Here is a 24,331-nt window from a genome sequence, read left to right as displayed (position 1 = left end):
CTGCTGTCCTCACGGGGGCGTCGTGCCCACGGAACCGTCCCACTGCCCCTCGACGTCCCCGAACGCCCACCCCGTCCACCGACCCTGCAGCACGTACAGCGCGGCCCCTCGGAGCCGGTACTTCACCCCCACGATCTCCCGGACCAACGCGACCATCTCCGCCGCACTGGTCGGGGTGAAGTCTGGTCCTGACCGGTCGAGGCGCATCAGCTCCCACCCGTCCACCGAGAGCAGATCCCTCAAGAGAAGATCGTGCGTGTAGCGGTTCCGTCGTCTGTACGCCGCCCGCGCATCCGTGATCGTCATCAGAACATGCTCCCGCTGCTCGTCGGTGAGCCTCGGGGACGTACGAACCTTCGCAGCGGAGACCTCGGCGCACTTCTGGAATCCAGCAGGGGCATCACGAAACGCCGTCACGCTGCGCTCCCCGTCGAGGGCGGCATGAAGCCAGCGCAGCGCGGCATCCATGCTGGTCGTCTCATCACCCAGCCGGCCGAGCAGGAACACGCGCTGGTCGGCCGCGTCGAGGGCGTAGAGAGCGTCCAGATCCATGACGGCATCGTGCCAGCTGCTGCGAGCGTCAGCGGCTGCCCTGACGGCTCAGATCACGCCGGACCTGGTCGATCTCCGCATCAACGCGCCCTCGCGGTCTGAGCCTCCGGTGCGTCACCAACGGACGTGGAACCCATACCTTCTGTAGGCGTCCCTGCCACGTCGTGTCGACGAGCACGGCTCGCTCAGAGGCCGCGATCGCGAAGCCGTGCGTCTTGAGGTGCCCGATCTCGACGTAGTCGAGCTCGACCCACACCGGCATCGGCTGCTCGAAGGCCGTGGCACCTGCTCGGTCCTCTTCTGGAGCCTGCGCCGGCGTGTACAGCGTCACGTCGGGGTGCTCCGGCGGATGCCAGACATACCGGCGAGCGTCCCCGCCGGCGGTGGGACGTTCGCGGTCGAGGAACGCGTCTGCCATGCCTTCAGTGTGCCAGTCATTCGAACATGTGTTCGAATCCGTGGGATCATGGCGGCATGGGCAAGAACCGTCGATATGGCACGTTCTGTGCGGAGTTGCGTCCGATGCGAGTTGCCTGGCGGCGCTGAGGTGCGCAGTTCTCCGGATGGTCACCCAACTGGCAAGTCGCACTTGACCTCAGGCCTGGAGTTCGCGTTTAATGCATGATACGTGCATTGAACGAAGGAGATGCTGTGGTGCGAGAGCCGTACGGTTCGGCGGAGCTGCATCTGCTTTCCGGAGTGCTGCTGCTCAACGAGGCCGCAGCCGTGTTCGACGCGATGCTCGACGGGTGGTGTTCGCAGATGGTCGGGGGCCGGAGCTTGCGGATGCCCACGGTGACGAACCGAATCCAAGTGGTGCGACAGTTCCAGCGGCACGCAGGGGAATGGCCGTGGACGTGGTCCGCGGCGATGCTCGACGAGTGGATGACCGACCTGGTCGCGACGCACCGGCTCGCGGCATCGACGATGCGCCGTTATCAGGACACGATTCGGCAGTTCTGCGACTTCGTCTGCTCGCCGCACTACGGGTGGGTCGCGGAATGCGAGACCCGGTTCGGAACCCACCCGGTCCAGGTTTGTCACGAGTGGAACGCTCGGGCACACGTGCAGGGGTCCGAGGCGAATCCCGCGCGGCGGCCGCTCACCCGCGACGAGCTCCAGGCAGTGTTCGATCGGGCCGACGAGGAAGTTGACAGGCGCCTCGACGCAGGTCGGAAGGGTGCCATCGCCGCGTACCGTGACGCCACGATGCTCAAAGTCGCTTACGGCTGGGGGCTCCGAGCGAACGAAGCTGTCATGCTCGAGGTGCACGACTTCTACCGGAACCCCAAGGTGCCGATCTTCGACGACTTCGGATTCCTTCGCGTCCGGTTCGGGAAGGCGTCTCGTGGCTCGCCACCGAAACCGCGTGCCGTCGCGACCGTGATGCCATGGGCCGTTGACGCGGTCCGCGACTACCTCGACAACGTCCTGCCGATGATGCGAGGGGCTACCTCGACATGTTCGCTGTGGCTCTCCGAGCGAGGCGAGCGGGTGGGGAAACGCGCACTCGGCGACCGCTTCGCGCAGTACCGCGATGAGCTCGGGTTGGATCGGTCTCTGACGCCGCACTGCCTCCGGCACAGCTACGCGACGCACCTGATCGAGGACGGTCACGACCCGACGTTCGTGCAGCGGCAGCTCGGACACGCGTACCAATCGACAACCGGGATCTACACACACGTCTCGGCCGAGTTCGCCAACCGGATCCTGCAGGACGCGCTTGACCGCGTGCCGCAGTTCGACACCATGAAGGGAACCCCATGACTCATCAGCTCAACTACGAATGGCGGCTGCGCGAGCAGATGGCTGCCGCCGGCATGTTCAGCACGACGAAACTCATCCCTCTGCTTGCCGAGCGTGGGATCACGCTCTCTGCGAGCCAGGTCTACCGGCTCGTCGCGGAACGGCCCGAGCGACTGAATCTGCAAGTGCTCGTCGCGTTGACGGACATTCTGCGCTGCACGACCGATGACCTGATCACCCGCGTCGAGACTGCCGAAGGACAGATCGAAGAGGCAGTTGGGGACGATGGGCGGAGCTTCGCGAACGACGCGCTCCGCCGGAGCGGTCACCGACCGGCGCGTGCGCGACTGATCGACTGAAGTGGCTCCGCCATCAACATGCGGGCATGACCGCCTCGTCGTGGGGATCATCGGGACCCGCCGATACTGCGACTGGTGCTGGCGAAACCTTCCCGAGACGCGTCGCGAGTGCAATCGGTGCACGCGTCTCGACCACCTCGGCCGAGGGGCGCTGTGCAGGTCGTGCCGCGCCCAGGACCGGATCACGCAGACCTTCAACGACGACGTCCTGCGCCGGCAACCAGCGCTTGGCGCGCTCCGAGATCATCTCCTCAATGCCGATCCGGGCTACTTCCTCCGTCTGGTGCACAGCGGCCGCGCATGGCGGCGCCTGTGCGAAATCGCGGCGCATCCCGTACCGATCACCCATGACGACCTCGATCGCTTCGGAACTCGAGCAGCAATGTCTCAGGTTCGATCGCTGCTGGTTGACCTCGGCGTCCTGCCGTATCGGGACGAGCGACTTGTCGAGCTTGAACGATGGACGCAGGGCGAAATCCAGAAACTCACTGGCCGAGCGAACGAGCTCGCCATCACCCAGTTCACCCGCTGGCGCCAACAGCGCCGACGGCGCGACACACCGATGACCGCCACCATCCTCGCCAACGACAAACGCGAGGTCCGCCTCGTCGTCGCCCTGCTGTGCGCGATCGAACGTGCGCACCATGACATCAGGACCGTCCCGCAGGCGATCCTTGACCGGTGGCTTGCCAGTCAGTCACGCGATGCGACGCGAGTTCGTCACTTCATTCGCTGGTGCGTCAGCGCTGGCATCAACCCGAGTCTCGTGGTGCCCGGATACGCTCGGCCGGACTTCCTACTCGGCGGGACCCATGGTGCGTCGAACGAAGCAGCGCTGACGGCGGCGGCCACTGACCAGATTCTCGACCCGCGCCACCGACTCGCGATCATCCTTGCCGTCGTCTACGGCATCCGAGTCCACCGCATCGCCGCACTCCCGATCAGCGCACTTCAGCTCGGCGACGACGACGCAAGTATCCGGCTAGGGACGATTGACCTTCGCCTGCCCGACATTGCTCGCCCGTGGGTGGAGGCAATTCGGTCAGGGATCACGGTGAAACGTCGGCTTGGCGGCAGGGATACTGACCCCGTTTGGATCTTTCCGGGCTATCGGCACGGTGACCACACGCTGCCCTCGAGTCTCGCTGCGCAGCTGCGGCAGTTGGGCGTCGATCCCACCGTCGGACATCGCGCCGCCGCGGGGGCCGTCGTCACGCAGGTCCCATCGGCTGTCGTCGCGCGTGTGCTCGGCGTCAGCATCGCGACCGCGTCGACGTGGGCCCGCCTGGCGGGTATCCAACCGGGCGGCCCGGTGTCTCGTGAGTTCGGTTGACCTCACAGCGGGCTGTCCGCGGTGCGCATAACCGCGGTGCTCAATACGGCTCGTACCGCTCTGATGCCGGCTCGGTGGCTGCGCCGTTCAATGGGGACGTTGTTACGCCACTGACCTGATCCACCTGGGCGAAGCATCACCGGTGTCCCGCTCGATAGCCCGAGATCTCGCGAGTTTGGTCAGCGCGCCGCTGATGGCGAGCGGGCTAGCGGCGCACAGGCGTCAGTGGCCGGCGCCGATCTCGACGAAGAGCACGCCGCCGATGATGAGGACGATGCCTGCAGCCATGACGACGGTGAAGGGTTCCTTGAAGAGGAACTTGCTCGCGACCGCGGTGATCGCGACACCTGATGCGGCCCAGATGCCGTAGGCGACACCGAGGCCGAGTCCGGCGTTGAGGGTGAGTGTCAGCATGATGAAGGAGGCGATGTAGCCGACGGCGACGCCGACGTACCAGAGCTTCTTGCCACCGGATGCGACGCGCAGCGACAGGGTGGCGGCCACCTCGAGGGTGATCGCGCCGATGAGGAACAGCCACTGCATCAGATCGTCTCCTGCTTGGAGTGGCGCTTCTCAGCTGCCTTTTGCGCGCCGATCTCGACGATGAGGACGCCGCCGATGATGAGGACGATGCCGACGAGCATCAGCGGTGTGAGTGGCTCTCCGAAGATCAGGGCGGACAGCAGAGCGGTGAGTGCGACGCCGGACGCTCCCCAGATGCCGTACGCGACGCCGAGCGCGAGTCCGGTGCGGAGGACCGCGGCAAGGAAGATGAACGCGGCGACGAATCCAGCCGCGGTGAGGATATACCACGCGGGGTGGTCGAGGGCGGCCTTCAGGGAGAGGGAGCCGGTGGATTCACTGAGGATCGCTCCGGCGAGCAGCAGCCACTTCTTCATCGGTCAGTTCTCCAGGAGGTGATGCGCGAGCGCGCGGATCTCGGCGCGCTCGTCGGTGGTGGGGGTCAGCGTGTTGGTGGCGTCCGCGAACCAGATGCCGTCGGCCATGAGCCGAGCGGCGCCAAGCCGACCCCGTTCGCTGCTGCTGATCGTGTCGGGTATGGCGAACCATGGCCCGAGTCGTTCGGCCCACCGGGCGGCGAGGGGCTCGCGGAGGCGCGGGTCGGTCAGGAACACGAGATCAGTCACGTCGGCCCGTCGACCGATCGCGAGGTCGACGTATGCACGATGCCGGTCCCACGGGGACGCGTCGCCCGCAGCCGTCGGTAGAAGCTCTTCGAGTGAGGTCAGCCAGTCGTCAACGACGGCGTCGACGAGGGCGAGCATGAGGTCGCGCTTGGTCTTGAAGTGGTACATCAGACCCGGCTTCGTCAGCCCCGCAGCGTCTGCCACTGAGTCCAACGACACAGACCGGCCGTCGTGGAGCAGCGTCAGCGCACAGCGGATCAGATCATCACGGGAGTTCCTCGACACATCCCTACCTTACCAACCGGAAGGTTGGTAAGGTCAAGCCCCTGTGACCGACCGATGTATCTCGGTGGCTACGAACGGTTCGGGATCGAGCGATACTACTCGAACATAGGTTCGATTGGAGGAGCCGTGAGTCGACGTCGCGCGATCGCTGGCCAGGCAGCGAACTCCGCACAGGCGAACACCGCACAGTGCCAGCAGATGTGTCCCGCGCTGCGATCAACGAGTTCCTCACCCGTCCAGCGCCCGTCTCGCTGACCCCGGAGGAGATCGGTCCATCGCCAGTTGTCACCGTCGTCGACGGGGACGCCGTCGACGTGTGGTTGCGGTTCGTCGAGATCCGCGTCCAAGAGCGCGCCGTGGTGGTCGCCTTCACCGACCGTGCTGTGCAGGTCGAGGTGACCCGCCGCGACGGATCTCGCTACCGAGTCTGGGTCTGGCGCGGCTCGGTGACTCGAGCCGGACGTGAACGGTAGATCGCCGGACTACTGATCGGTACGGGCGGAGAACGCAGCGCTCGGGTCGCCCTCGCGCAGCGCGCGGTCGTACTTCGCCCACGACTCCAGTTGCATCGCCGACGGTTCCTCGCCGGCGTGCACGGCGCGCGCGATCTCGTTCGCGTACAGATCGCGCATCTCTTCCGCAGCCCGGTGAAGCGGCAACACGACCCCCATCGTTTCCGCACCGCCACAACTCGATGCGCCCGAACGATCTTGACGAGCATCGCGAGATCCCACTACCCCGAGTGCGAGGGGCGATCGGAACCGCGATGTCCGATCCCTGCCCGCGATGTCACCTACTCCTGATGAGGCACCGGTTTCCGCCGCATGTCTCGTCGAGTCGCCCGATCCGGTCGACGTCCACGGAACCCCAGGAGTCACCATGTCCGCTGTAGAGCTCTACTTCGCCGCCACCCTCGGCGCCGGCATCATCTGGATCTTCATCCCCGGCCCCATCGGAGCTCGCGCACTGGTGCTCTTCCGTGTCCTGGTGCGAGCGGAGCGCCGGCAGGATGACGGCGGGACCGAGGAGTCGTCGTGAGCTACCACCGGCGTGGCCGCGGTGGGCCTTAGCTCGCGTTGCCCTCGGCGCGGAGCCGCTCCCGCGTCGCGGTCTGCGTCTTCATCAGCCCGGTCTCAGTCATCTTGAGGGTGGTGGCCGCTTCCCGCCACGTGATACCAGCCGCTCGAGCAGATTCGACGACGTCGTACCGGCGAGCGATCGCGTCGTCGAGCTCGTGCCGAAGCCGCTCGATGTCGTCAGCGACCTGCTGCAGCTGGGCGCGGGCATCGTCCTGGGAAGTCATGCCAGCACTCTAGGTGCACCGCGTTACCCAACCTGGTGACACGCCAAGCCCAACTGAGTTACCCAACCCAGTTGACAAGCACAACCCGGTTACCTAACGTGGTTGACATGAGGACAGCGTTCAAGCCCGGCCAACGAGTCGCCGGCATGTACATGGACCACCGCGGTGCCTCCGTGCTCGACTACAGCGGCGTCGTCGTCTCCGTCACGCCGGCCGACCTGTGGCCGCGGCTGGAGATCCGTTACCGCGACGGGCAGACCCGCACCACCTCGGCGCATCCGGACTTCGTCATCCCGATGGCCGGCCCGATCGAGTGGGCCCGCCGCGTTCGCGCCACCGCCCCCGACGCTCCCGCGACCGCGGAGTGCGTCGCGGCGATCCTGCTCACCCAGGGGCACTCGCTCTCGATGCACGAGCTCATCCGCGTCGTGTGGGTGCTCCGCTTCGACCCCGACGCCCTCACCGAGCCGGCACCCGACGGATTTGTCCCGGTCCGGGCCACCCACGGCACCTCTAACAGGTAGAGGCACGAAGGGAGCCACCATGCAGATCGAACCCACCGACCTGGTGCCGCTCGTGATCCACGTGCCCGCCGCGACGCTCGTGCAGCTGACCGTGCTGGGGCGCATGCGTCCCGAGCCGGCGACGCCGAGCGACCTGGTCGAGGGCCTCGTCGACAAGGCGATCCACACGCGCCGCCGGCCGCCGCTCGCACCCGTCGTGCACCGCACCCTCGACACCCTCACCGGTGGCGACTCGATGCAGATGCTCGCCTACCGCCTCTCCGGCTACACGCCGGAGCAGATCGCCAAGATCTTCGGCCTGTCCCTCGAGGACGCCACCACCCACTTCGAGCAGCTCGACAGCGCTCACCGCAGCAAGACCCACCGGCACCCCCGGAACCGACAGGAGGCCATCGCATGAACCGCCCCGACGACGTGGACTTCGGCTTCGATATCCCCGTCCACACCGATCTCCCGCGTACCCACTGGATGGCGCTCGACGCCTACGCGACCGCGAACGGCACCACGATCGCCGCGCTCCTGCGCGCCACCGCCGTGCACATCCTCAACGTCGCCGGCGCCGCAGCCATCGACGCCCCAACCCCCGCCCCGGTGCGCCCGGCACCGATCCAGATCCCGGCTCCTGCGGCCCAGGACGACGAGCCCGCCGCAGCGGAAGCCCCGACACCCGTTGTCGCACTCCGCACGGTCGACGACGACGAGGTGCGCCGGCTCCACGGCGCCGGGCTCAACGACCCCGAGATCGCCAGCGAACTCGGCTGCAGCGACCACACCGCCTTCCGCATCCGCAAAACCAAGCTCGGTCTCCCCAGGAACGTCACCGGGCGCCCCTCCAAGCAGCAGAGGACCGCGTGAACACCATGAGCAACTTCGTCTCCCACTACCGCCGCGCGATCTTCTGGGCCATCAGCCACGGCGCCGACAACACCCTCGCCGACCAGTTCGCCGAGGCCTACGCCACCGTCCTCGAGGACGCCCCCGCGAACCGGTACCCGGACACGGCCGACCGCACGCCGGCAGAGTTCGCCGACGACAACGTCCTCGAGTACGGCCAGCTCGTCGACACCACCCCGATCGGAACCGTGGTGCCCATCGACAGCCTGTGGGTCGCACGCTGCACCACGTGCCAGTGGAACCCGTGCCGTGACGACGCCACCACCTACGAAGCCGCCGAGCGCGCGGCAGCGCTGCACAACTCCGAGATCCACTCGCCGGCCCGCCGACCGCAGTGGAGCGACGTCGCCGCCTGGGCCGCAGCCGAACGCGCGGGAGCGCACGCGTGAGCCGGCGACAGAGCCTCCGGACCGGCCTCATTGTCGGCACCGTCTCGGCCGCCCTCGTCATCGTCGCCCAGCTCGTCACCGGCGCCGTTCACCCTGCCGGCGGCACCCATCCCGCCGGCAGCCTTGCCGTCGACGGCGCACCCGGCATCACCAACCAGCTACAGCACGCCGGCCTCGTCGACGGCACCACCATCAACACCGCCGCCGTCCGAACACTGCTCGCCAAGATCCCCGCCGCCACCGCAGCGTCCACGCCCACCTACGACCGCGACGCCTTCGGCCCGGCCTGGGCAGACACCGATCACAACGGCTGCGACCAGCGCAACGACGTGCTCGCCCGCGACCTCACCGCGGTCACCTACAAACCCGGCACCCACGACTGCGTCGTCCTCGCCGGCACCCTCCACGACCCCTACACCGGTCAGGAGATCTCCTTCACCCGAGGCGCAACGACGAGTACCGCGGTGCAGATCGACCACATGGTGCCGCTGTCCTGGGCCTGGCAACACGGCGCGTCGACGTGGACGCAGCAGCACCGTGAGCAGCTCGCCACCGACCTCAGCAACCTCACCGCCGTCGACGGCCCCAGCAACGAGTCCAAGTCCGACCAAGGCCCCGCCACGTGGCTGCCGACCGCGTCCTACTCCTGCACCTACGTGGCCCGCTTCACGTACGTCGTGCACCGCTACGACCTCACCCTCGACTCGGCCGACCGGACCGCCATCGACCGCACCCTCGGCACCTGCAAGTGAACGGAGCAGCCATGACGCGGACCCCCGCCAACCCCGCAGACCTCGGAGACTTCATCCCCGAGCGCGACGGCCACGCCCTCATCCTCGGCCCCACCGCCGGCAGCGCAGTCGCGCTCTGGAGCTTCTCCAACGCCGTCGGAAGCGACCTCGTCGTCCTCGCAGACCTCCCCGCCCGCCTCACCGGCCCACGGATTACCATCGCTGCCGACCCCTCCACATGGGACGAGCTGCTCGAGACAACGCTCGGCGAGGTCGCCCGCCGCTACTCGACCGCACTCACCTCCGTGCAGGCCCGCCGGCTGTACGTCGTCATCGACCTCGACTCGCTGCTGAGCACCCCGCCGGCCCTCGCCGAACCCGAACGGCGGCTCCTCCTCGAGCGACTCGACGAGCTCGTGCAGATCGGCCGCGCAGCAGCGGTCCACGTCCTCGCGATCGCCACAGACGACGCCGCCGGCTACCGCGTCAGCAGCACCCTCAGAAACACGGCCCGCGTGTTCCGCCTCCCCGCCGCCGACACCGCCGCCGGGGGTGCATGAGCATGGGCTTCCAGGTCTACGAAGACCCCGACCACGACTGGCGGTGGGCTGGGTACGCCGTCCACGCCGAGTGCGACTGGGACGGCTGCAGCACGCGCATCGACCGGGGGCTGGCCTACAAGTGCGAGGACCACGGCGACTACGTCCTGATGCTCGACGGCGAGGAGATCTCCTACACCCGTTTCGACGACGAGCCCGACGCTGATGAGGTCTGGCAGGAACGCGACGGCTGCGGACTGTACTTCTGTCCTGACCACAAGGCGCGCACCGGCGAGCACGCGACCGTGCAGCCCAAGCCGGACTCGCTCGAGTGGGAAGCGCACATCCTCAGCGACGACTCGTGGGCGGCCTGGCGTGAGCAGCACGGCACCCGCGTCGGAGTCATGCGCGCCCGCGCCCTGCACACCGCGGGGGTGGCCCGGTGAGGTACGTCCGCTGCCCCTCCTGCGCCGGCGCCGGCTACCTCGACGCCGAACTCGCAGCCGACGAACCCGCAGCCGTCGCCTGCAGCACCTGCTGCAGCTTCGGTTGGTTCGACCTCGAAACCGGGAAGCCGGCCGACGTCGAACCGCCCCTGTTCACCCTCACCGAGGAAGGAGTCCTCCAGTGACCACGCACGCCCCCGCCCAGTCACGCACCACACCAATAACCCCCGCGGAACGGGAGCGAGCCCGTGCCTACCTGACCCGCACGATCAGCAACTACGAACACGACCGCGAAACCACCAACACCGCCACCGAGACCGGCCTCGCACACGCCGCCGTGCTCGACATGACCATCGCCAGCTGGCGCCGCCGCCTCGAGGCGCTCGCAGCGGCCTGACCGGAAGGACCCACCCATGACCGTCACCGTCTACTCCAAGCCGTCCTGCGTCCAGTGCACCGCGACCTACCGGGCGCTCGACAACAAGGGCATCCAGTACGAGACCCACGACGTCTCCGCTGACGAGAGCGCGCTCGAGCAGGTCAAGAGTCTCGGCTACCTGCAGGCCCCCGTCGTCGTCACCGACGACGACCACTGGTCCGGCTTCCGCCCCGACAAGATCGCCGCCCTCAGCGCATGAGCACCATCGCCGAGGCCCGACCCGAGGTGGAGCCGATCGTCGAGTTCGAGCCGGTCACCCTCAAGCGCGGCAAGCCGGTCGAGCTCGTGCGCTGGTGGCATGCAGAGGACGGCTGGTCCCACGACCTCGTCCGCGGCCGGTACCGACGCCGCAACCGCGACACCATCACCCTCGAGATCGACGGCGAGCTGCGCGACTTCCCCCGTAACCAGTGGCACGTCTGCGCCGCGTGAGCACCGAAGGAGTGCCGCTGTGACCAAGCGCTACGAATCCATCCAGACCGTCGTCCCGCACGACAACACCCCGAAGACCGACTACTCCCGCACCCGGAAGCTCGCCCAACGCCTCGAGGATCTCAACAGCTGGTCCAGCCGCGGCTACCAGGTGCGCCACACCCACGTCTTCACCGACGACGACAGCGAGATCTACGTCGACGACCTCGAGAAGGATCTCGACGACCCACGCTGACCCTGGGGGAGCCGATCAGCGTAGATCGGCCCCGAGGCCGTGCCGAACGTGTTGAACCAGACGACGTCTCCGGACTCGTTCCGTTCCGCCGGGTACGCCGTCCCCTGGACTGACGGCGGCGAGCATCGTCCGTTCCCGACGTCGACGCAGAGGTGTTCGACCGCGGTCACCCTCGGATCGAGCGGTAGCCGCGTCAGCGGCACCGGGACGGCATAGGACGACCAGTTGCGGTACTTCGCGACGATGAACCCATCGCCCAGGTGCCACCGGCAGCGCGGGCAGTGCTGCGCGGTGTAGTCGGTGTTCGTCGTCTTGCTGTGCGCCGCCCGGTACTCCGTCGCGGGCGGCAGTGAACTCGCCGCGAACGCCTTCCGTACCTCTGCCTGGAAGACCGACTCGGGCCGGTCCTGCACCCAGGTCGGGTACCGCGAACCGAACGACACTGTCCCCACCTGGCCGCATCGGGTCTGCAACTGCACACCGCCGAGCCACCAGAACGAGAACCACGCACCGCAGCGCTCGTTGTGGCACTTCGACATCACCGTGACGATCTCGACCGCCTCGACCACCGCCTCGTACCGGAGCCGGATCTCGCTGCGAAACCACCGGGTCAGCGCAGTGCGCATCGAGACGAACTCGCGCCCCTGCGCTAGCCCGACAGGCATGTCCATCTGCAGCGCGTCCGCCGTCCCACGCATGTTCCACAGGCCCCGGTCGCGGTTCTTCGGCCCAACCAGCCACACGCACTCCACGCCGGCGGCTTCGTACCGAGCCGTCCGCCGAGCGAAGTCCTCCGGCGTTTGACTGGCCCACTGCACCTCAATGGCGACAGAAGGCACCCCCGGCTTGGACACGAGCACGTCAGCGATCCACGAACGGTCCGGCGCCGGCGCTTCGACGATCGCCTCCCAGCCGTGCTCGCGGGCCACCTCCGCGACCAGAGCTTTCGCCGCCAAGTGCTCGCGCGACTCCGACCCGCCCTCGTGCAGCTCGCAGCTGACTGCCTTGTGCCGGAAGTACCGGGTACCGGCACGCTCCACTGGGACGCCGGGTTCCCCGCACGACATCACCAGACCGCGATCCCGGTACGTCGACCGCACCTGCGCCCACGCCTCGTCACCGAGCCCCCACGACTCGATACGTTCCCCACCCCACAGGGCAACCAGCGGCACAGCAGCTCCTCCTCGGGCCGACGCCCACGCACGCGATCCTGCTGCACCCCACCGTCATCGTCCAGCAGCACCCCCGCCACCACCTTCGAGCCGGAAAGCCCGCGCGACACGCACACCACACCCGCCACCGAGCCCCACCCGGGTACATTCGTCCTAGCGAGAGAGGAGCCCGACCATGACGAAGTTGCTCAACTACGCCGACATCGCGAAGGCCCTCAACGTCTCGATCGAGACCGTGTGGGCCTACGCCGTCCGCGACGCCGACTTCCCCACCCGCGTGAACCCGGAGACCGAGCGCTCGCCGCTGTTCCTCGCGGAGCACGTCGACGAGTACCGCCGACAGAAGCGGGAACGCGCTCGTGGACGCGCCGGCCACCCGCCACGCGTCCAGGACGCCTCTGAACGGGTCTCTACGGGCCGAACGGCTGGCGACCGCATCAGAGGGCTCATGGACGCTCCCGACGCGCCAGTGGGCGACGTACGGGCGTTGGCGGGTCTTCTGGGTCTTGAGGTGCCGGCGCTCCGGTACCGCTTGCGTGGTCAGACGCGGTGGAAGCCGGCGGAGCTGGAGACGATCGCGCGCGTGTTCCGGGTGTCGATGGACGAGCTCACGGGCACGCTCGAGCTCGTCTGAGCGAGGAACTCCACATGGCGCGCGTTCAGGTGAACCAGCGGGAGCTCCGCAAGCTCATGGAGCAGATTGCCCTGCAGCTCGAGGACGCTGACCGCAGCTTCCGGGAGACGCACACCGGGCTCCCCGTTCATGTCGTCCGTGCCGACGTCGGCGATGCGTTGCCGTCGGGCATCCAGCTCTCGGCCGAAGCTCTCGACGACTACGCCGCCGCGGTGTCCGCCGATCAGCCGTTCGAGTTCCGCCTAGGCGGGTAGCTGCAGGAGCAGCTGGAATGCGTGCTGCGTCAGTTCGGAGCCGAGTTCGCCGGCCATCGCCGTGCCGATCGCGAGACCGAGCTTCGTCACGATCCCGCGCACCGCGCCGGGGCGGGCCTGCCCGTCGACTTCCGCGCGTAGCTCCTCCACCGTGGTCGCGAGCTCCGCGCGCGCCTGCTCGTCCTCGACGTGCTGCAGCCGGCCAGAGATCTCGTCGACGAGCTCGCGCGCCTGGTCCTGCCACCCGATGTTGATGGTCTGCTGCACGTGCTGGCTGTTCTGAGCCACGTTCGCCGGCGCGTGGAAGTGGTTCGTGTAGGTCGCCGATCCGGGGGACTCATCGTGCGTCGGCTCGTTCACGGACTTCCCCTGCTCGACGATCCACCGGCCCTTCGCCATCGGCTCCGGCCGCAGCGGGTCCGGCCGCTGATCCGCCATCGGCCCCTTGATGAAGCGCCCCTCGTGCAGCCACTTGCCGGTCTGCTCGAGATCCTCCTGCGTGTATGGCATCCCGAGGTAGTTCGCCCCGGACCTCAGGAAGTCATCCGAGGTGGGTGAGCCGCCGGCGTCGTCCTGGTCGACAACCCACACGAGGTACTCGTCGCGCATCCGCTGCCGACGTGCCCGCACGTTGCCCCTAGCGGTCTCCAACGCCGACCACGCGTCCTTCCCCTGCGCCGTCGGCCGAGCGCTCCACCCGCCACTGAACCGCCAATCGACCGTCACGTAGCCGGCTCCCTCCAACTCCCGGACACGCTCGCGCAGATCCCGCGCCGACGCGTGGTCTGATTCCGAGCCGAGGAGATCCTGCGGGAGCGCCTGCGGGTTCGTGCTCCGCTCGCCAGCAGCGGCGATGATCCGGCCGAGCACGTCGAGCCGGCGGAGATCATCGGGGGAGTGTTCAGCCATGCCAGGACAGTACCCAGCAGAGGCGACACCACGCCCCTGAGCCGAAGCACGGAGCTCCCCGGGCACCATCCGCAGAATGACGCCCGGCGATCCGACCTGGACAGCAGCGATTGACTGGGTCGCCGAGGGGCTCACTGAACCCGAGCTACCGACTCACGACGGCGAGGATGAGCCGCAGGACACCGCGCCGGCGGATGCTTGACGCATGAGCAACCCACCCGAGGAACGTCCGCTCGAGCGGATGGCGCGCGCGATCGTCGCATGCCACCTGGACACCCTCGTCGAGCGCAGCGACGATGGCACGGCGCCCGGCCAGCCTGACGGGTTGATCTACCTCCCCGACGGCACGTACGCGCCCCTCGAGGTGGTCAGCGACCACGACGTTGCCTACGCTCGACTCTCCGACGCATTCGAGCGTCAGGGTGAGCTGATCGCCATCGACCCCGCATCCCCGGGCTGGTACGTCTCGCTGCACCACGGCAGCCGGCTCAAGCGCATCCGCCAGCGGGTCCCCGAGATCCTGCAGGAGCTCCCGCCCGCCGAGTTCGTCGAGGGAGTCGTTCCCGCGGACACCTGGGCCGCCGGCCCCGACCACGTGCAACGACTCGACGAGCTCGCGGAGCTCGGCGTCGCCTACCTCGCCGCATACCCCGACCGGCCCGGACTGATCGGCTTCGGCACCAAGGGCTGGAACAGCTGGCAGGACCCGATCACGGTCACCGCCTGGACCTCGCGCGTCCTCGACCGTGAGGCCGACGTCGCCGAGAAGCTGCAGCGCCACGGCGGACGCGAACGCCACGCACTCATCTGGGCCACGCTCGGCAGCACGTGGGCCGTCAGCAACGCCCTCAACTGGCACAAGGACGCACCACCCCTCCCGAAGCCCATCGGCCCGGAGATCGACGAGGAGTTCTGGGACCTGCTGCTCGGTCCAGAGGACCAGCGGCCCCAGCCGGCCCCGCTGCCCGACCCCGTCCTCCCAGAACCGATCACACACCTATGGCTCGCCAGCACCCTCTCCGGTCGCGGAGCCCTGCACTGGAGCCCCGACGGCGGCTGGGAGCGAACCCACTGGCGCACCCCGCAGCACGAAGACGACATCGACACCGCAATCGGCCCTGCGCACACGTGCCTGGAAGACTCGACGCCATGACCGGACCGATCACGTGGGAGCAGCCGGCGATGGTCATGCACCACGGCCGCCGCCGACCCGACTACGCCGCCGACGACCGGTTCAACGCCGAGTGGTGGGGGGAACACGGCAACTTCACCCCACCCGACTACCAGTGGCGCTCCTACCGCCGAGACGGAGAAGAGATCGCCCGAGCGCTGCTCGTCCTCCGATTCACAAGCCACACCCCCGAGCACGCCGGCCCAGCACTGCTCATCTGGAACTTCGAGGTACGCCGCGACCTCCAGCGCACCGGAGAGCACATCGGCACCGAACTCGTCCAAGCGCTCGCCGCGGAGTACCCGGACCGTGAGATCTACAGCGGCCCAACCCCACAGTCGATGCCGTTCTGGGAGCGGTTCGGGTGGCCGATGTGCGACTGCGAAGACTGCTTCGGCCGCAACCTCGTCGTTCGCCGCCCGGCCTAGGGCGTGTCTGACAAAGGGCCTGCTCATGGGCCATGGTGGCTGTTGGGGTAAGCGGTCGCTCGCTGTGGTGAACTGTTGAGTATGGGCGGGGATCAACAGTTCGTCGTTCCAGCTGGGGTTCTCAATGCTTTCGAGACCGGCAACGACGCGACCCGCGAATGGGCAAGTGTGTTGTCGTCGGTCGCTGGCGACTTTCTTCAAGATTGGGAGCTTCGACCGGAAGGTGTGGTCCGATCGGGGGAGGCGGGGATCGTCGTGCCGGTGCGTCGCACCGACGGGACGCAGGCAGCGCTGAAGTTGCAAGTGCCGCGCGCTGAAACAACGGCTGCGATCCTCGGCCTCGTCCGATGGGACGGCCGTGGGATAGTCCGCCTCCTAGACAGCGACCCCGACCGCGGCGGAATGCTGCTCGAGCGCCTCCATGGTGATCGCACCCTCGAAGCCGTCGAAGACGACGACAGCGCTGTTCGTGTGGTCGGCTCGCTCCTGGCGCGCTTGCACAGCACGCCTGCCCCCAACGGGCTTCCCCGTGTCGGAACGATCCTCTCTGGGATGCTGGACGACGCGCCCGCAGCGATGCACACACTTGAGGGCGAGGACCGGTCTCGGCTTCATCGATGGATGCGCAGAGTCACCGAGCTCGAAGCCGAGCCCGGGAATCACCTGCTGCACTGGGATTTGCACTATGGCAATGTCCTCGCAGCCGACCGTGAACCCTGGCTAGCAATCGATCCGGAGCCTCTCGTCGGCGATCCTGGGTTCGATCTTTGGCCTGCCCTGGACAGCGGGTGGAGCACCAATGACACCGTCACTGACGCGCCACGCATCGTGCGACGACGCTTCGATATCCTCACCGAGATGCTCGACCTCGACCGTGGTCGTGCAGCGGGGTGGACGGTTGCTCGCCTGCTGCAGAACACGCTGTGGGATATCGAGGACGGGCATACCGCCATCAGCACGTCCGCGAAAACGGTGGACGACGCTCTCGCCTCCTTCGGTGCGTTCGGCAAAGGTTGAGCGTGCGGCGCTGGGACACTCGACACATGTCGCGGTTTCAGATGCTGTCGGATGCCCAGTGGTCACTGATCGAGGGGATGCTGCCGCGTACAACGGGCCGGCCCGGTAGGAGGTTCTCGAACGCGAGGCTGATGGTCGAGGCGATCGTGTACCGCTATCGGTGCGGGATTGCATGGCGGGATCTCCCGGAGGTGTTCGGGCCGTGGCAGACGGTGTGGACATGGCATCACCGGATGGCGACCGACGGCACATGGGACAAGGTCCTCGCCAAGCTGACCGCTGCCGCCGACGCTGCGGGGTTGATCGACTGGTCGCTCTCGGTGGACTCGACCATCGCCCGCGCGCACCAGCACGCGACCAACACGACTCGCACCACGGGGGGCTGAGTCGAATTACACGAATCCGCTGATCGAGCCGCCTGATCACGGGATCGGCCGCTCCCGCGGCGGGCTTTCGACGAAGATCCACCAGCTCGTCGACGGCAACGGGCTCCCGCTTGTCACCCTGATCACGCCCGGGCAGGCCGGTGACTCGCCGATGTTCTTGCCGCTCATGGCGCAGCTGCGCGTCGCCCGCGACATCGGCAGGCCGCGGACCAGACCCGACGCCATCCGCGGCGACAAGGCGTACTCGTCCCGAGCGATCCGCGGGCACCTGCGCGCCCGCAGCATCAAGGCCGTGATACCTGAACCCGACGATCAGAAAGGGCATCGCAAACGGCGCGGTTCCCACGGCGGCCGCCCGGTCGGGCTCGATGCCGCCGACTACAGGAACCGCAACGTGATCGAACGCCACTACTGCCACACCAAGCAATGGCGCGGCCTCGCGACCCGCTTCGACAAGCACGCCGTCATCTACCGCGCCGCCGTCGTCCTCAACGCCGTCATTGCATGGACCCGCGCTTTGTCAGACACGCCCTAGTCGTACGCCATGAACGACGCAGACCGAGACGCGCTGCAGTGGCTGACAGTCGACGAGCTCGCAGAACGACGCCGTGAGCTCGTGCGTCAGTACGACCGCGAGCTCCGCAGCGCCGAGCCCGTTCCTGAACGCGTCGCGGCGCTCTGGGCCGAGGCAGACGCAATCTCGGCAGTGCAACAGGGCCGGCGCTAACACACGGGGATGCAGCCCAGTCCGGGCTGGCGGACCAGTAGCTAGGCTCACCTCGTGAACGACGGAGACACCTCACTGCCAGTCCTCTTGGCGTCGGCCGCGGTGAGCGTCTGCGACACCTGGCCCGACCCCGAGAAGCGCCGCGAGCAGGTACTCGCTGTCTGGGCGCAGCTCGGCTCAGACCCCGATCTGCTCCTAGCTGCAGCGGGAGAGGTAGCTGCACTCCCGCAGCCCCTCCCTGATGCAGTTGACGAGATCGAGCGGAAGGCACGTATCCGCGAGCTTCTCGGAGCCCGATCGCCGGAGGATGAGTTGCTCTCGATGCTTGACGCGCGAGCGCTGCTCGAACAGCTCGCCCGCGAGCAAGCTGAGTAAGGCGCTCCACCCGCCCGCTCTAAGGTCCGTCACGATATGGCGTTGGGCGTCTGCGAAGGCCAAGACTTGATCGTGCGACGGCCGGCCTAGCTGGGGAACAGTCTCGGAGCGCGCTCGCGCAGCAGGTACCGCTCCATGTCGCTCTGCAGCATGGGGACGCCTTCCCGCTGCGGGGTCGACTGATCGGTGTACCAGTAGAGCCGGCGAACCCCGCCAGCGGTGTGCTGCTGCGCGACCTGCCGGGCCTCCGCAGTGGTGAACAGCCACACCCCGTCCGCCTCCAGAGACGTGAAGGCGAGGAGCTGAGCAGGGGTGTCGTGCGGGAAGTTCCACCCGATCGCTAGCCGGCCCCGTCCGCCGGCGGGCGTGCTGCGCTCCACGGTCTTGACCTGCATCGTGGTCGCCGCACCCGTTGCCGGCGCGTAGACGACCAGATCGATCCCCGCGTCCGTCGTCAGACGCGCGCTGTCGATGCCGAGCTTGAGCAGCTGGTACTGCACCAGCAGCTCGCCGGCAGCACCGATGTGCTGCGTCGTGCGGCGTTTCTGCGGAGGCTCGAGCGTCACCGGGAGGCGTTCACTGAGCCGCGGCGTAGGCGTCGCGCACGGCCTGGCTGATGCGCCCGCGCGCCGCGACCTCGTGACCGTTCGCGGCTGCCCATTCGCGGATCTTCGCCAGCTCGTCAGGGTCCGTGCGTCCGGAGGAGCTCGTCCGGGTGCGAGTCGATCGACCACTGGTCTTCCGAGCCGCGGCAACATAGTCCGCGTACGCCTCACGGAGCTTGTCGGCATTCTCATCCGTCAAGTCGATCTCGTACGTGGACCCGTCGAAGCCGAACTGAACAGTCTTTCCCGAGCCATCTTCGATCGCCTCGCCGGTGAGGTCGTCGACAAGGGTGGTGGTGATCTTCTGGGCCATGCTGCTCCAATACCGAGGTTCGTCGGCAGCATCCCACACCTGATGCCTTCTCGCGCGTAGCCGCGGCTGTCGGGACCGGTTCGTAGGCTTGTCGTGGAGAGGATCTCGATGAGCAGCGATTTCAAACGCGTTGAGCGCGTGGAGTGGGGGCGGCTTGACGAGGATGAGTTCAACAGGCTCGTCGACCTCCTCATCACGACGCACTACCAGAGGCTCGGATTCGACGCGAAGGCAGTCGATGGCCGCGGCGGCGATGACGGAATCGACATCGAGGTCCGTCATCGGGAGACAGGCGCGTTGGTTCACATCTTCCAGGTGAAGTACTTCCCGGAGGGATTTCCGACAACGCGCGGGAGCCGAATCAAGCAGATCAGGAGCTCATTCAAGACGGCGGAGCAGCACGAGCCACCGGATTGGTCGTTGGTGATGCCGTCGAAGGGGACGATTCGAGAGCGGAAGTTCGTTACCGGGCTCAAGTCGAAGAAGATCCCCCGCACCCACACGGTGGGAACGGTCGAGCTCGACCAGATGATGGCGAAGAACCCCGACATCAACGAGTGGGCCGTCCGCAGCGAACGCGACAGGGCTTTGGCCCTTGTGGGGCGCCCTGATCTTCTGCCGAAGACCGACGAGCAGTTCCAACACGCCTTCAGCGACCTTCTCAACCGATCCAACAAGTTCAGCCCGTACTGGGGGCGTCAGATCGGAGTCTTCGACGGCCACCCCGTCACCGAAATCGTCGCCAAGCGTGACGATGCAGCTGAGAAGGAACCTCTCGGCTTGACGATCAACACCGCCTTCGGGCAAACCGACAAAGACGTCGAGCGTCAGTGGCGGGACGTGGTTGGGTACGGCAGGAACCGCCGCGTGACGCTGCCCGAGAGCGTGGTCAAGTCGATCGTCAAGCACGGACCCGAGGAATGGTTCGCAGGCGAGTTGGGGCCGTCCGAAGTCGTGGTAGTCCCTGAGGCGCGAGAGCACGAGTCGGTTCCTGCCCACGTAGTGCTGCACGATGCCGACGGCAACGAGATCGCCCGCCTCGACGGCGACACCGTCAGCCAGGGTGCTGGCGTCATGGGCGGAGTCGTCGAGCTCGACCTTGACGGCGGGCTTCACCAGGCCTGGTTCGTGGACAAGGAAGGGGAGACCGGCAAGACGGAGCAGACCTTCTCCGTCGCCGGCGTCTCAGCAAGAGAGGTCGCCCGGGCGCTTCGCTTCACCAACGCGATCAAGGACGCCGCTGACATGACGCTCGTCATCGCCGGACAGGAGATCACTGCCGCCATCACCGACCCCTCCGTCCCGGAGCTCCCGATCAACGTCACCGAGTACGTCGATGACCTCGCTGTCATCGAACGACTTGCCGACATGAAGATCCCGGTACCCAAACGCTTGCCGACTTCGACAGGTCGCATCTGGGCGCGCGTGGTCCGCATGCTGCTCGAGGGCAAGCGTCCTGCCGCTCCCACCCGCACGATGGAGGTGAACTTCCAGCGAGCGTCAGGCGAGGGAGTTGGCGACTACTTCGACAACGGGGCGGCGATCTACGTCCCGGGTGACCCGGCTCATCTCGGCTATCTCGACGTCGAAGGCAGGCCCGTGCCCGTACCGCTGCTCTCACTCGCCCACTCGAACGCAGTGATCGACTCCAAGCGGCGGGAAGGATCGGTCGAGAAGCTCACGATGCGGATCAACGACGGAACACCGTTCCGGCTGTTCTGCGGGGACGAGCTGCCGGATGACGACCACAGCATGTACGAGCCGCCGGACCCCTGGGGGATCACGGGCATCCCGGAGGCTATCGACGTCTACGCAGAGGGGCAGAAGCCGTAGACGCACGGAACGCCCGGCCTGAAAGGAACAACTGTCAGATCGAACCTTGGCCGGGCGTCCTGTGGACTGATTCTACGGCAGGATGCGGCGAGCGCCCCTAGTAGCGACGGACTCGGAGGGTATCCCGACTTGGGGGTGGTGGTTGAGTCACCCCTGAGCGGTATGTGGTTGTCGGTCCCTGTGGTCTGTGGTCGCTACCTCCTTACATGTACTAATGTACGCGATTTTCGCGCGATAGTCAACCTGGTTGGGTGTCCGAGTTGGGCGGATCGGGCCGCCCAACTCGGCGGGTCATCGGGTCATCCGCGCTCCGTCCATCCGGTCGGGAGGGCCACCGGGTTGCCGCATCCCTCGTGCACGTAGCAGAGGCCGTCGTAGTCCGAGCGCTCGTCGTAGACGGGGCTGACCGTGCGGTGGTCGTGGTCGAACTCGTCGGCCGCAACGATCGTGGTCCGGTCGCTGGTGTCGAGCACCCCGAGGCTTTCGCTGTTCTCCACGTCGGTGCCGCACCAGGGGCACCGGATGCCCGCGTAGGTCTCGCCGTCGTCGGTGATCTGCACTGGGACCAGCGGTGGGCAGTCGGCTTCGCGGATGCGCTGGTCGATGGCGGATCGGATCGCGAGCGCCAGGTCCGGGTGCTCGTCGATGAGCCGGAGCACCGGGGCCAGTAAGGACGACTCCCCGCCGATGAGCGCTGTCGGGACAAGCTCGATGGTGTCGCTCATGCGTGCGCCCCTTCCGTGGTCGTGTTGCCGATCCCGCACCGGGTGCAGGGCACGTCCTCGGCGCACGCTGGGGCGTCGCAGAGGTCGCAGTACCAGGTGCCGTCGGTCCAGTCCTGGCGCGGGCTGAACAGGTAGTCCGGAGTGGGCGCGTGGCGGCCTCGGAACGGCAGCCGGGAGCCGTCGGTGCGGTGCGCCCACGGCAGCGGGTCCCGGTCGCCGTCGCTCTCGCCCTCCCACACCTCGCGGATGACGTGCGCGGCGATGTCTGCTCGCCCGAGCGCGTCGAACAGGGCAGCGAGGGTGAACCCCTCGGACATGTTGAGCGAGCACAGCACTTGCGTGCTGTCCCACTCCAGGACCATTGCCGAGGCGGCCTCGGTCGCGGCGGCGCTCACTGCTCGACCGCCGTGGTGGTCAGGTTCGACCAGGCTTGCCCGTCGATGTTCCCGTACCGCTCGTGGACCGTTGCATTGGCGTCGTCCACGTACTGGCGCACCTGGTCGACGGTCAGCGTGCCGGGGTCGAGGCGCTCGCCGTAGAGGGCTTCCCAGCGGGCGGGGTCGATCTGGACGACGCCCTGGTAGATGGCGGTCTCGGTGATGTCGAACACGGCCCAGGTGGGCCGGTCGGTGGTGGTCATGGGTGTCTGTCTCCCGATTCGTGTCGGTGATGTTGGGGGGCGGGAGGGGCGGCGCTTGGCCGTCCCTCCCGGGTTGGTCACTCCGCGGGCGGGGTGAAGGTGAGCGTGTCGACGAACGTCGCGTAGTCGGTGCCGTCGAGCACGGCGGTGTGCGCGAGCGCCCACCCCATGTCCGACGCGGCTCGGAGTTGGTTGTCACGGTCGGTCAGCGCCGCTGTGCGGGCCTCTGTGGCGTCATCGCGCTTGGTGACGACTGTTCGGATGGTGTCGATCTGGTGTCGCATCTGAGGGCCTCCCAGGGCCTAGGGGGAGGGGGTGACTGGTGGCCGTCCCCTCCCGGTGTCGGCTAGGACCGGTCGGTGCTCACGTGCTCGGTGGTCCAGTCGAGCGAGGCCCAGGAGAGCGCCTCTCGCATGTCGCTCTCGCTGAGCGAGTCGCGGGCGATCTCATAGGCGTCGTCTTCGTCGCGGCAGGTGGCGGTGTGCGTGTAGGTGAAGGTCAACGTGACCTCCATCTCCACGTCCCACTCACGCTCCCGGCCGACGCCGCCCATCGCCTCGGCGATCCGGTCGTACTCCTCGCAGAACCCCTCCGAGTAGGCGGTCTCGCCCGCCCGGACCCAGAAGTCGTGCAGGCGGGGGTCCGACCCCTCGGTGATCTGGTCGGTCTCAGCGGTCACGGCCCGCTGCTGTGCGGCCGTGAGCGCCGATTCGAGCTCCGCGATCCGAGCGGCGTCGGCCGCAAACCGGGCAGCCGCCCGAGTCGGGGTCCACGCGTCGGCGGGGGAGGCGATCTGAGCGGCACTGGTGTTGTTGTCGATGAGGGTCATCGTTGTTCCTTTCTGGTTCGATCTGACATGTATGAATGTACGGGTGACCACCGACATTCGTGTGGTCGCCCGTCATCAGTCACCAGATTTCGAATCCTCCCGATTGCCGGACGAAGGCCGCGAACTCTCGCACGCGGCTCGCGTCGAGCGAGTACGAGGCTTCCCACGACTCCGTGTCGCCCTTGCCGTCGCAGCCGTTGCACCAGTTCCGGGCCGTGAAGCCGAGCCGCACGCCGACCTCATCGGAGCGCGTGCCCGTACCCTCGCAGAACCGGCAAGTCAGGCGCGGGAGTGCTGCGATTGCCTCGTCCCGCGCCTGCACGTAGGCAGCGGTGTGGCCGCTCGTGAGTGCCTGCTGGAGGGCGGTTGCGAGCGCTACTGAGTCCTCGGGGCCGAGGCCGTCGCCGTCGTTGCTGTGGAGGTAGGTCACCTTGCCCATGAGATTGGGAGCGACCTCCACCAGGTACTCAGCGAGCGGGTGCCACCCCCACACGCTGGCGCGGAAGTAGCGCCCCGTCTCGTTCTCCGGGTTCTTCCCGTAGACATCCATTCCCATTGTGTTGCCCCTTTCAGGTTCAATCTGACATGTACGAATGTACGGCTGGCCTCTGACATCGGGGTTGCGTCCGGTCGGTCGTAGGGGTTGGCATCCCTGGTCGTCCACCGCGCGCGCTCCCCTCGTCTTCGACTTCGGGTGTTCGGGAGTCTGGGTGTCTGTGAGTGCGGGAGTGCCGGAGTCTGTGACTGTCGGAGTACGAGAGTTACAGAGTCTGTAAGTTTGGAAGTTCCACTAAATGGGGACTTGTCGTGGGTTGGGTGAGGTGGTGGGGTGGGGTGCTGGCGCGGCCCGTCCGTCGGTCGTGTCGGGGGGTGCTGTGTGGCCGGGTGCGGGGTTGGGTCGGCGGGTGGCATCGGGGGAGGGGCGGGGCTGGCTCAGCCGTCTCCGGGGCGCGTGTGG

At 67.4% G+C, this 24,331-nt stretch carries 42 protein-coding genes; 25 read left to right on the top strand and 17 right to left on the bottom strand.

All coding sequences use genetic code 11. The features are described 5' to 3' along the window. Window positions 1–9: 9 nt before the first annotated feature. Window positions 10–552: a hypothetical protein gene (locus LQK89_RS17495; protein WP_231050973.1), complete on the bottom strand. Its 543-nt coding sequence runs from the start codon at window positions 550–552 to the stop codon at window positions 10–12. A 28-nt stretch (window positions 553–580) separates the two neighbouring features. Beyond that, entirely contained in the window at window positions 581–970 is a 390-nt protein-coding gene (locus LQK89_RS17490; RefSeq protein WP_231050972.1) for a hypothetical protein, read from the bottom strand. Between the two features lie 236 nt (window positions 971–1,206). Between LQK89_RS17490 and LQK89_RS17485 the strand changes: the two genes are divergently transcribed. Genes LQK89_RS17485 through LQK89_RS17475 form a run of 3 tightly spaced genes read left to right on the top strand, consistent with a single transcriptional unit; the run spans window position 1,207 to window position 3,990 of the window. Beyond that, complete coding sequence (locus LQK89_RS17485; RefSeq protein ID WP_231050872.1) at window positions 1,207–2,319, top strand: tyrosine-type recombinase/integrase; 1,113 nt, start codon at window positions 1,207–1,209, stop codon at window positions 2,317–2,319. Then, complete coding sequence (locus tag LQK89_RS17480) at window positions 2,316–2,657, top strand: helix-turn-helix domain-containing protein (RefSeq protein WP_231050873.1); 342 nt, start codon at window positions 2,316–2,318, stop codon at window positions 2,655–2,657. The genes LQK89_RS17485 and LQK89_RS17480 overlap by 4 nt, the downstream gene beginning before the upstream one ends. Before the next feature lie 40 nt (window positions 2,658–2,697). Next, window positions 2,698–3,990, top strand: coding sequence for a hypothetical protein (locus LQK89_RS17475; RefSeq protein WP_231050874.1), 1,293 nt, complete (start codon window positions 2,698–2,700; stop codon window positions 3,988–3,990). 222 nt (window positions 3,991–4,212) lie between these two features. Here LQK89_RS17475 and LQK89_RS17470 read toward each other — a convergent pair whose 3' ends face one another. The 4 genes from LQK89_RS17470 to LQK89_RS17455 form a co-directional block, all read right to left on the bottom strand. After that, window positions 4,213–4,533 carry a DMT family transporter gene (locus LQK89_RS17470; protein ID WP_231050875.1) on the bottom strand — a complete coding sequence of 107 codons (321 nt, stop codon included), beginning with the start codon at window positions 4,531–4,533 and terminating at the stop codon, window positions 4,213–4,215. Next, window positions 4,533–4,889 carry a DMT family transporter gene (locus tag LQK89_RS17465; protein WP_231050876.1) on the bottom strand — a complete coding sequence of 119 codons (357 nt, stop codon included), beginning with the start codon at window positions 4,887–4,889 and terminating at the stop codon, window positions 4,533–4,535. Before LQK89_RS17465 ends, LQK89_RS17470 begins: the two co-directional genes overlap by 1 nt. Before the next feature lie 3 nt (window positions 4,890–4,892). Beyond that, on the bottom strand, window positions 4,893–5,423 hold the full coding sequence (locus LQK89_RS17460) for a TetR/AcrR family transcriptional regulator (RefSeq protein ID WP_269145929.1): 531 nt from the start codon (window positions 5,421–5,423) through the stop codon (window positions 4,893–4,895). A gap of 482 nt (window positions 5,424–5,905) precedes the next feature. Beyond that, window positions 5,906–6,085, bottom strand: coding sequence for a hypothetical protein (locus tag LQK89_RS17455; protein ID WP_231050971.1), 180 nt, complete (start codon window positions 6,083–6,085; stop codon window positions 5,906–5,908). A 217-nt stretch (window positions 6,086–6,302) separates the two neighbouring features. On the opposite strand from LQK89_RS17455, the gene LQK89_RS17450 reads away from it, so the two are divergent. Continuing rightward, window positions 6,303–6,461 (top strand): hypothetical protein, encoded by a 159-nt coding sequence (locus tag LQK89_RS17450; RefSeq protein ID WP_231050970.1) that lies wholly within the window; start codon window positions 6,303–6,305, stop codon window positions 6,459–6,461. A 28-nt stretch (window positions 6,462–6,489) separates the two neighbouring features. On the opposite strand, the gene LQK89_RS17445 is transcribed toward LQK89_RS17450, so the two are convergent. After that, the gene (locus tag LQK89_RS17445) at window positions 6,490–6,726 is read right to left on the bottom strand and encodes a hypothetical protein (RefSeq protein WP_231050969.1); all 237 of its coding nucleotides are present in this window, start codon (window positions 6,724–6,726) and stop codon (window positions 6,490–6,492) included. A gap of 107 nt (window positions 6,727–6,833) precedes the next feature. On the opposite strand from LQK89_RS17445, the gene LQK89_RS17440 reads away from it, so the two are divergent. From LQK89_RS17440 to LQK89_RS17385, 12 genes are read left to right on the top strand one after another with little or no spacing between them, the layout of a single operon-like run. Beyond that, window positions 6,834–7,250 carry a hypothetical protein gene (locus LQK89_RS17440; RefSeq protein WP_231050968.1) on the top strand — a complete coding sequence of 139 codons (417 nt, stop codon included), beginning with the start codon at window positions 6,834–6,836 and terminating at the stop codon, window positions 7,248–7,250. A gap of 19 nt (window positions 7,251–7,269) precedes the next feature. After that, entirely contained in the window at window positions 7,270–7,650 is a 381-nt protein-coding gene (locus LQK89_RS17435) for a hypothetical protein (protein ID WP_231050967.1), read from the top strand. Then, window positions 7,647–8,105 (top strand): hypothetical protein, encoded by a 459-nt coding sequence (locus LQK89_RS17430; protein ID WP_231050966.1) that lies wholly within the window; start codon window positions 7,647–7,649, stop codon window positions 8,103–8,105. Before LQK89_RS17435 ends, LQK89_RS17430 begins: the two co-directional genes overlap by 4 nt. Then, a complete protein-coding gene (locus tag LQK89_RS17425; RefSeq protein WP_231050965.1) occupies window positions 8,102–8,533 on the top strand; it encodes a hypothetical protein in 432 nt (143 codons plus the stop codon). Before LQK89_RS17430 ends, LQK89_RS17425 begins: the two co-directional genes overlap by 4 nt. Then, the gene (locus tag LQK89_RS17420; RefSeq protein ID WP_231050964.1) at window positions 8,530–9,285 is read left to right on the top strand and encodes an HNH endonuclease family protein; all 756 of its coding nucleotides are present in this window, start codon (window positions 8,530–8,532) and stop codon (window positions 9,283–9,285) included. Before LQK89_RS17425 ends, LQK89_RS17420 begins: the two co-directional genes overlap by 4 nt. 11 nt (window positions 9,286–9,296) lie before the next feature. Further along, window positions 9,297–9,824, top strand: a complete 528-nt coding sequence (locus tag LQK89_RS17415; protein WP_231050963.1) for a hypothetical protein — start codon at window positions 9,297–9,299, stop codon at window positions 9,822–9,824. Then, window positions 9,821–10,249 (top strand): hypothetical protein, encoded by a 429-nt coding sequence (locus LQK89_RS17410; RefSeq protein WP_231050962.1) that lies wholly within the window; start codon window positions 9,821–9,823, stop codon window positions 10,247–10,249. The genes LQK89_RS17415 and LQK89_RS17410 overlap by 4 nt, the downstream gene beginning before the upstream one ends. Further along, complete coding sequence (locus tag LQK89_RS17405) at window positions 10,246–10,434, top strand: hypothetical protein (RefSeq protein ID WP_231050961.1); 189 nt, start codon at window positions 10,246–10,248, stop codon at window positions 10,432–10,434. The genes LQK89_RS17410 and LQK89_RS17405 overlap by 4 nt, the downstream gene beginning before the upstream one ends. Further along, window positions 10,431–10,646: a hypothetical protein gene (locus tag LQK89_RS17400; protein ID WP_231050960.1), complete on the top strand. Its 216-nt coding sequence runs from the start codon at window positions 10,431–10,433 to the stop codon at window positions 10,644–10,646. The genes LQK89_RS17405 and LQK89_RS17400 overlap by 4 nt, the downstream gene beginning before the upstream one ends. Window positions 10,647–10,662: 16 nt before the next feature. Then, window positions 10,663–10,887, top strand: a complete 225-nt coding sequence (gene nrdH, locus LQK89_RS17395) for a glutaredoxin-like protein NrdH (RefSeq protein ID WP_231050959.1) — start codon at window positions 10,663–10,665, stop codon at window positions 10,885–10,887. Then, the gene (locus tag LQK89_RS17390; RefSeq protein WP_231050958.1) at window positions 10,884–11,120 is read left to right on the top strand and encodes a hypothetical protein; all 237 of its coding nucleotides are present in this window, start codon (window positions 10,884–10,886) and stop codon (window positions 11,118–11,120) included. Before nrdH ends, LQK89_RS17390 begins: the two co-directional genes overlap by 4 nt. 19 nt (window positions 11,121–11,139) lie before the next feature. Next, window positions 11,140–11,355: a hypothetical protein gene (locus LQK89_RS17385; protein ID WP_231050957.1), complete on the top strand. Its 216-nt coding sequence runs from the start codon at window positions 11,140–11,142 to the stop codon at window positions 11,353–11,355. Here LQK89_RS17385 and LQK89_RS17380 read toward each other — a convergent pair. Then, on the bottom strand, window positions 11,313–12,527 hold the full coding sequence (locus LQK89_RS17380; RefSeq protein WP_231050956.1) for a competence protein CoiA: 1,215 nt from the start codon (window positions 12,525–12,527) through the stop codon (window positions 11,313–11,315). The two genes, LQK89_RS17385 and LQK89_RS17380, sit on opposite strands and share 43 nt — an antisense overlap. Before the next feature lie 175 nt (window positions 12,528–12,702). On the opposite strand from LQK89_RS17380, the gene LQK89_RS17375 reads away from it, so the two are divergent. Together LQK89_RS17375 and LQK89_RS17370 are read left to right on the top strand one after the other, a co-directional pair. After that, the gene (locus LQK89_RS17375; protein WP_231050955.1) at window positions 12,703–13,161 is read left to right on the top strand and encodes a hypothetical protein; all 459 of its coding nucleotides are present in this window, start codon (window positions 12,703–12,705) and stop codon (window positions 13,159–13,161) included. A 14-nt stretch (window positions 13,162–13,175) separates the two neighbouring features. Beyond that, complete coding sequence (locus tag LQK89_RS17370; protein ID WP_231050954.1) at window positions 13,176–13,415, top strand: hypothetical protein; 240 nt, start codon at window positions 13,176–13,178, stop codon at window positions 13,413–13,415. Here the strand turns inward: LQK89_RS17370 and LQK89_RS17365 are convergent. Beyond that, a complete protein-coding gene (locus LQK89_RS17365) occupies window positions 13,404–14,324 on the bottom strand; it encodes a transcriptional regulator (protein WP_231050953.1) in 921 nt (306 codons plus the stop codon). The two genes, LQK89_RS17370 and LQK89_RS17365, sit on opposite strands and share 12 nt — an antisense overlap. A 205-nt stretch (window positions 14,325–14,529) precedes the next feature. Between LQK89_RS17365 and LQK89_RS17360 the strand changes: the two genes are divergently transcribed. From LQK89_RS17360 to LQK89_RS17335, 6 genes are all read left to right on the top strand, one after another. Further along, complete coding sequence (locus LQK89_RS17360; RefSeq protein WP_231050952.1) at window positions 14,530–15,477, top strand: hypothetical protein; 948 nt, start codon at window positions 14,530–14,532, stop codon at window positions 15,475–15,477. Then, entirely contained in the window at window positions 15,474–15,923 is a 450-nt protein-coding gene (locus LQK89_RS17355; protein ID WP_231050951.1) for a hypothetical protein, read from the top strand. The genes LQK89_RS17360 and LQK89_RS17355 overlap by 4 nt, the downstream gene beginning before the upstream one ends. A gap of 81 nt (window positions 15,924–16,004) precedes the next feature. Further along, window positions 16,005–16,940 carry an aminoglycoside phosphotransferase family protein gene (locus LQK89_RS17350; protein WP_179559142.1) on the top strand — a complete coding sequence of 312 codons (936 nt, stop codon included), beginning with the start codon at window positions 16,005–16,007 and terminating at the stop codon, window positions 16,938–16,940. 26 nt (window positions 16,941–16,966) lie between these two features. Next, window positions 16,967–17,861, top strand: a protein-coding gene (locus tag LQK89_RS17345) for an IS5 family transposase (RefSeq protein ID WP_179559560.1) whose coding sequence is annotated in 2 segments (ribosomal slippage) — window positions 16,967–17,317 and window positions 17,319–17,861 — 894 coding nt in all. Because the reading frame shifts where the segments join, the coding sequence is not laid out codon by codon here. Window positions 17,862–17,870: 9 nt separating this feature from the next. Then, complete coding sequence (locus LQK89_RS17340; RefSeq protein WP_231050950.1) at window positions 17,871–18,053, top strand: hypothetical protein; 183 nt, start codon at window positions 17,871–17,873, stop codon at window positions 18,051–18,053. Between the two features lie 54 nt (window positions 18,054–18,107). Next, on the top strand, window positions 18,108–18,428 hold the full coding sequence (locus LQK89_RS17335; protein ID WP_231050949.1) for a hypothetical protein: 321 nt from the start codon (window positions 18,108–18,110) through the stop codon (window positions 18,426–18,428). Between the two features lie 86 nt (window positions 18,429–18,514). Here LQK89_RS17335 and LQK89_RS17330 read toward each other — a convergent pair whose 3' ends face one another. Both LQK89_RS17330 and LQK89_RS17325 read right to left on the bottom strand, forming a co-directional pair. Beyond that, window positions 18,515–18,994, bottom strand: coding sequence for a hypothetical protein (locus LQK89_RS17330; RefSeq protein ID WP_231050948.1), 480 nt, complete (start codon window positions 18,992–18,994; stop codon window positions 18,515–18,517). A gap of 10 nt (window positions 18,995–19,004) precedes the next feature. Beyond that, entirely contained in the window at window positions 19,005–19,346 is a 342-nt protein-coding gene (locus LQK89_RS17325; RefSeq protein ID WP_231050947.1) for a histone-like nucleoid-structuring protein Lsr2, read from the bottom strand. 108 nt (window positions 19,347–19,454) lie between these two features. Between LQK89_RS17325 and LQK89_RS17320 the strand changes: the two genes are divergently transcribed. Next, window positions 19,455–21,179: a hypothetical protein gene (locus tag LQK89_RS17320; RefSeq protein ID WP_231050946.1), complete on the top strand. Its 1,725-nt coding sequence runs from the start codon at window positions 19,455–19,457 to the stop codon at window positions 21,177–21,179. A 299-nt stretch (window positions 21,180–21,478) separates the two neighbouring features. On the opposite strand, the gene LQK89_RS17315 is transcribed toward LQK89_RS17320, so the two are convergent. From LQK89_RS17315 to LQK89_RS17290, 6 genes are all read right to left on the bottom strand, one after another. Beyond that, window positions 21,479–21,904, bottom strand: coding sequence for a hypothetical protein (locus LQK89_RS17315; protein WP_231050945.1), 426 nt, complete (start codon window positions 21,902–21,904; stop codon window positions 21,479–21,481). Then, complete coding sequence (locus tag LQK89_RS17310; RefSeq protein ID WP_231050944.1) at window positions 21,901–22,299, bottom strand: hypothetical protein; 399 nt, start codon at window positions 22,297–22,299, stop codon at window positions 21,901–21,903. Before LQK89_RS17310 ends, LQK89_RS17315 begins: the two co-directional genes overlap by 4 nt. Next, the gene (locus tag LQK89_RS17305) at window positions 22,296–22,544 is read right to left on the bottom strand and encodes a hypothetical protein (protein ID WP_231050943.1); all 249 of its coding nucleotides are present in this window, start codon (window positions 22,542–22,544) and stop codon (window positions 22,296–22,298) included. The genes LQK89_RS17310 and LQK89_RS17305 overlap by 4 nt, the downstream gene beginning before the upstream one ends. 77 nt (window positions 22,545–22,621) lie before the next feature. Beyond that, a complete protein-coding gene (locus tag LQK89_RS17300) occupies window positions 22,622–22,828 on the bottom strand; it encodes a hypothetical protein (protein ID WP_231050942.1) in 207 nt (68 codons plus the stop codon). 62 nt (window positions 22,829–22,890) lie between these two features. After that, window positions 22,891–23,373 (bottom strand): hypothetical protein, encoded by a 483-nt coding sequence (locus tag LQK89_RS17295; RefSeq protein ID WP_231050941.1) that lies wholly within the window; start codon window positions 23,371–23,373, stop codon window positions 22,891–22,893. A gap of 79 nt (window positions 23,374–23,452) precedes the next feature. After that, the gene (locus LQK89_RS17290) at window positions 23,453–23,923 is read right to left on the bottom strand and encodes a hypothetical protein (protein ID WP_231050940.1); all 471 of its coding nucleotides are present in this window, start codon (window positions 23,921–23,923) and stop codon (window positions 23,453–23,455) included. Between the last annotated feature and the right edge of the window lie 408 nt (window positions 23,924–24,331).

The sequence above is a fragment of the Curtobacterium sp. C1 genome (assembly GCF_021049325.1).
Taxonomy (GTDB): domain Bacteria; phylum Actinomycetota; class Actinomycetes; order Actinomycetales; family Microbacteriaceae; genus Curtobacterium; species Curtobacterium citreum.
The sequence above is the reverse complement of the archived record's forward strand: the minus strand, read 5'-3'. Positions and strand labels throughout refer to the sequence as shown.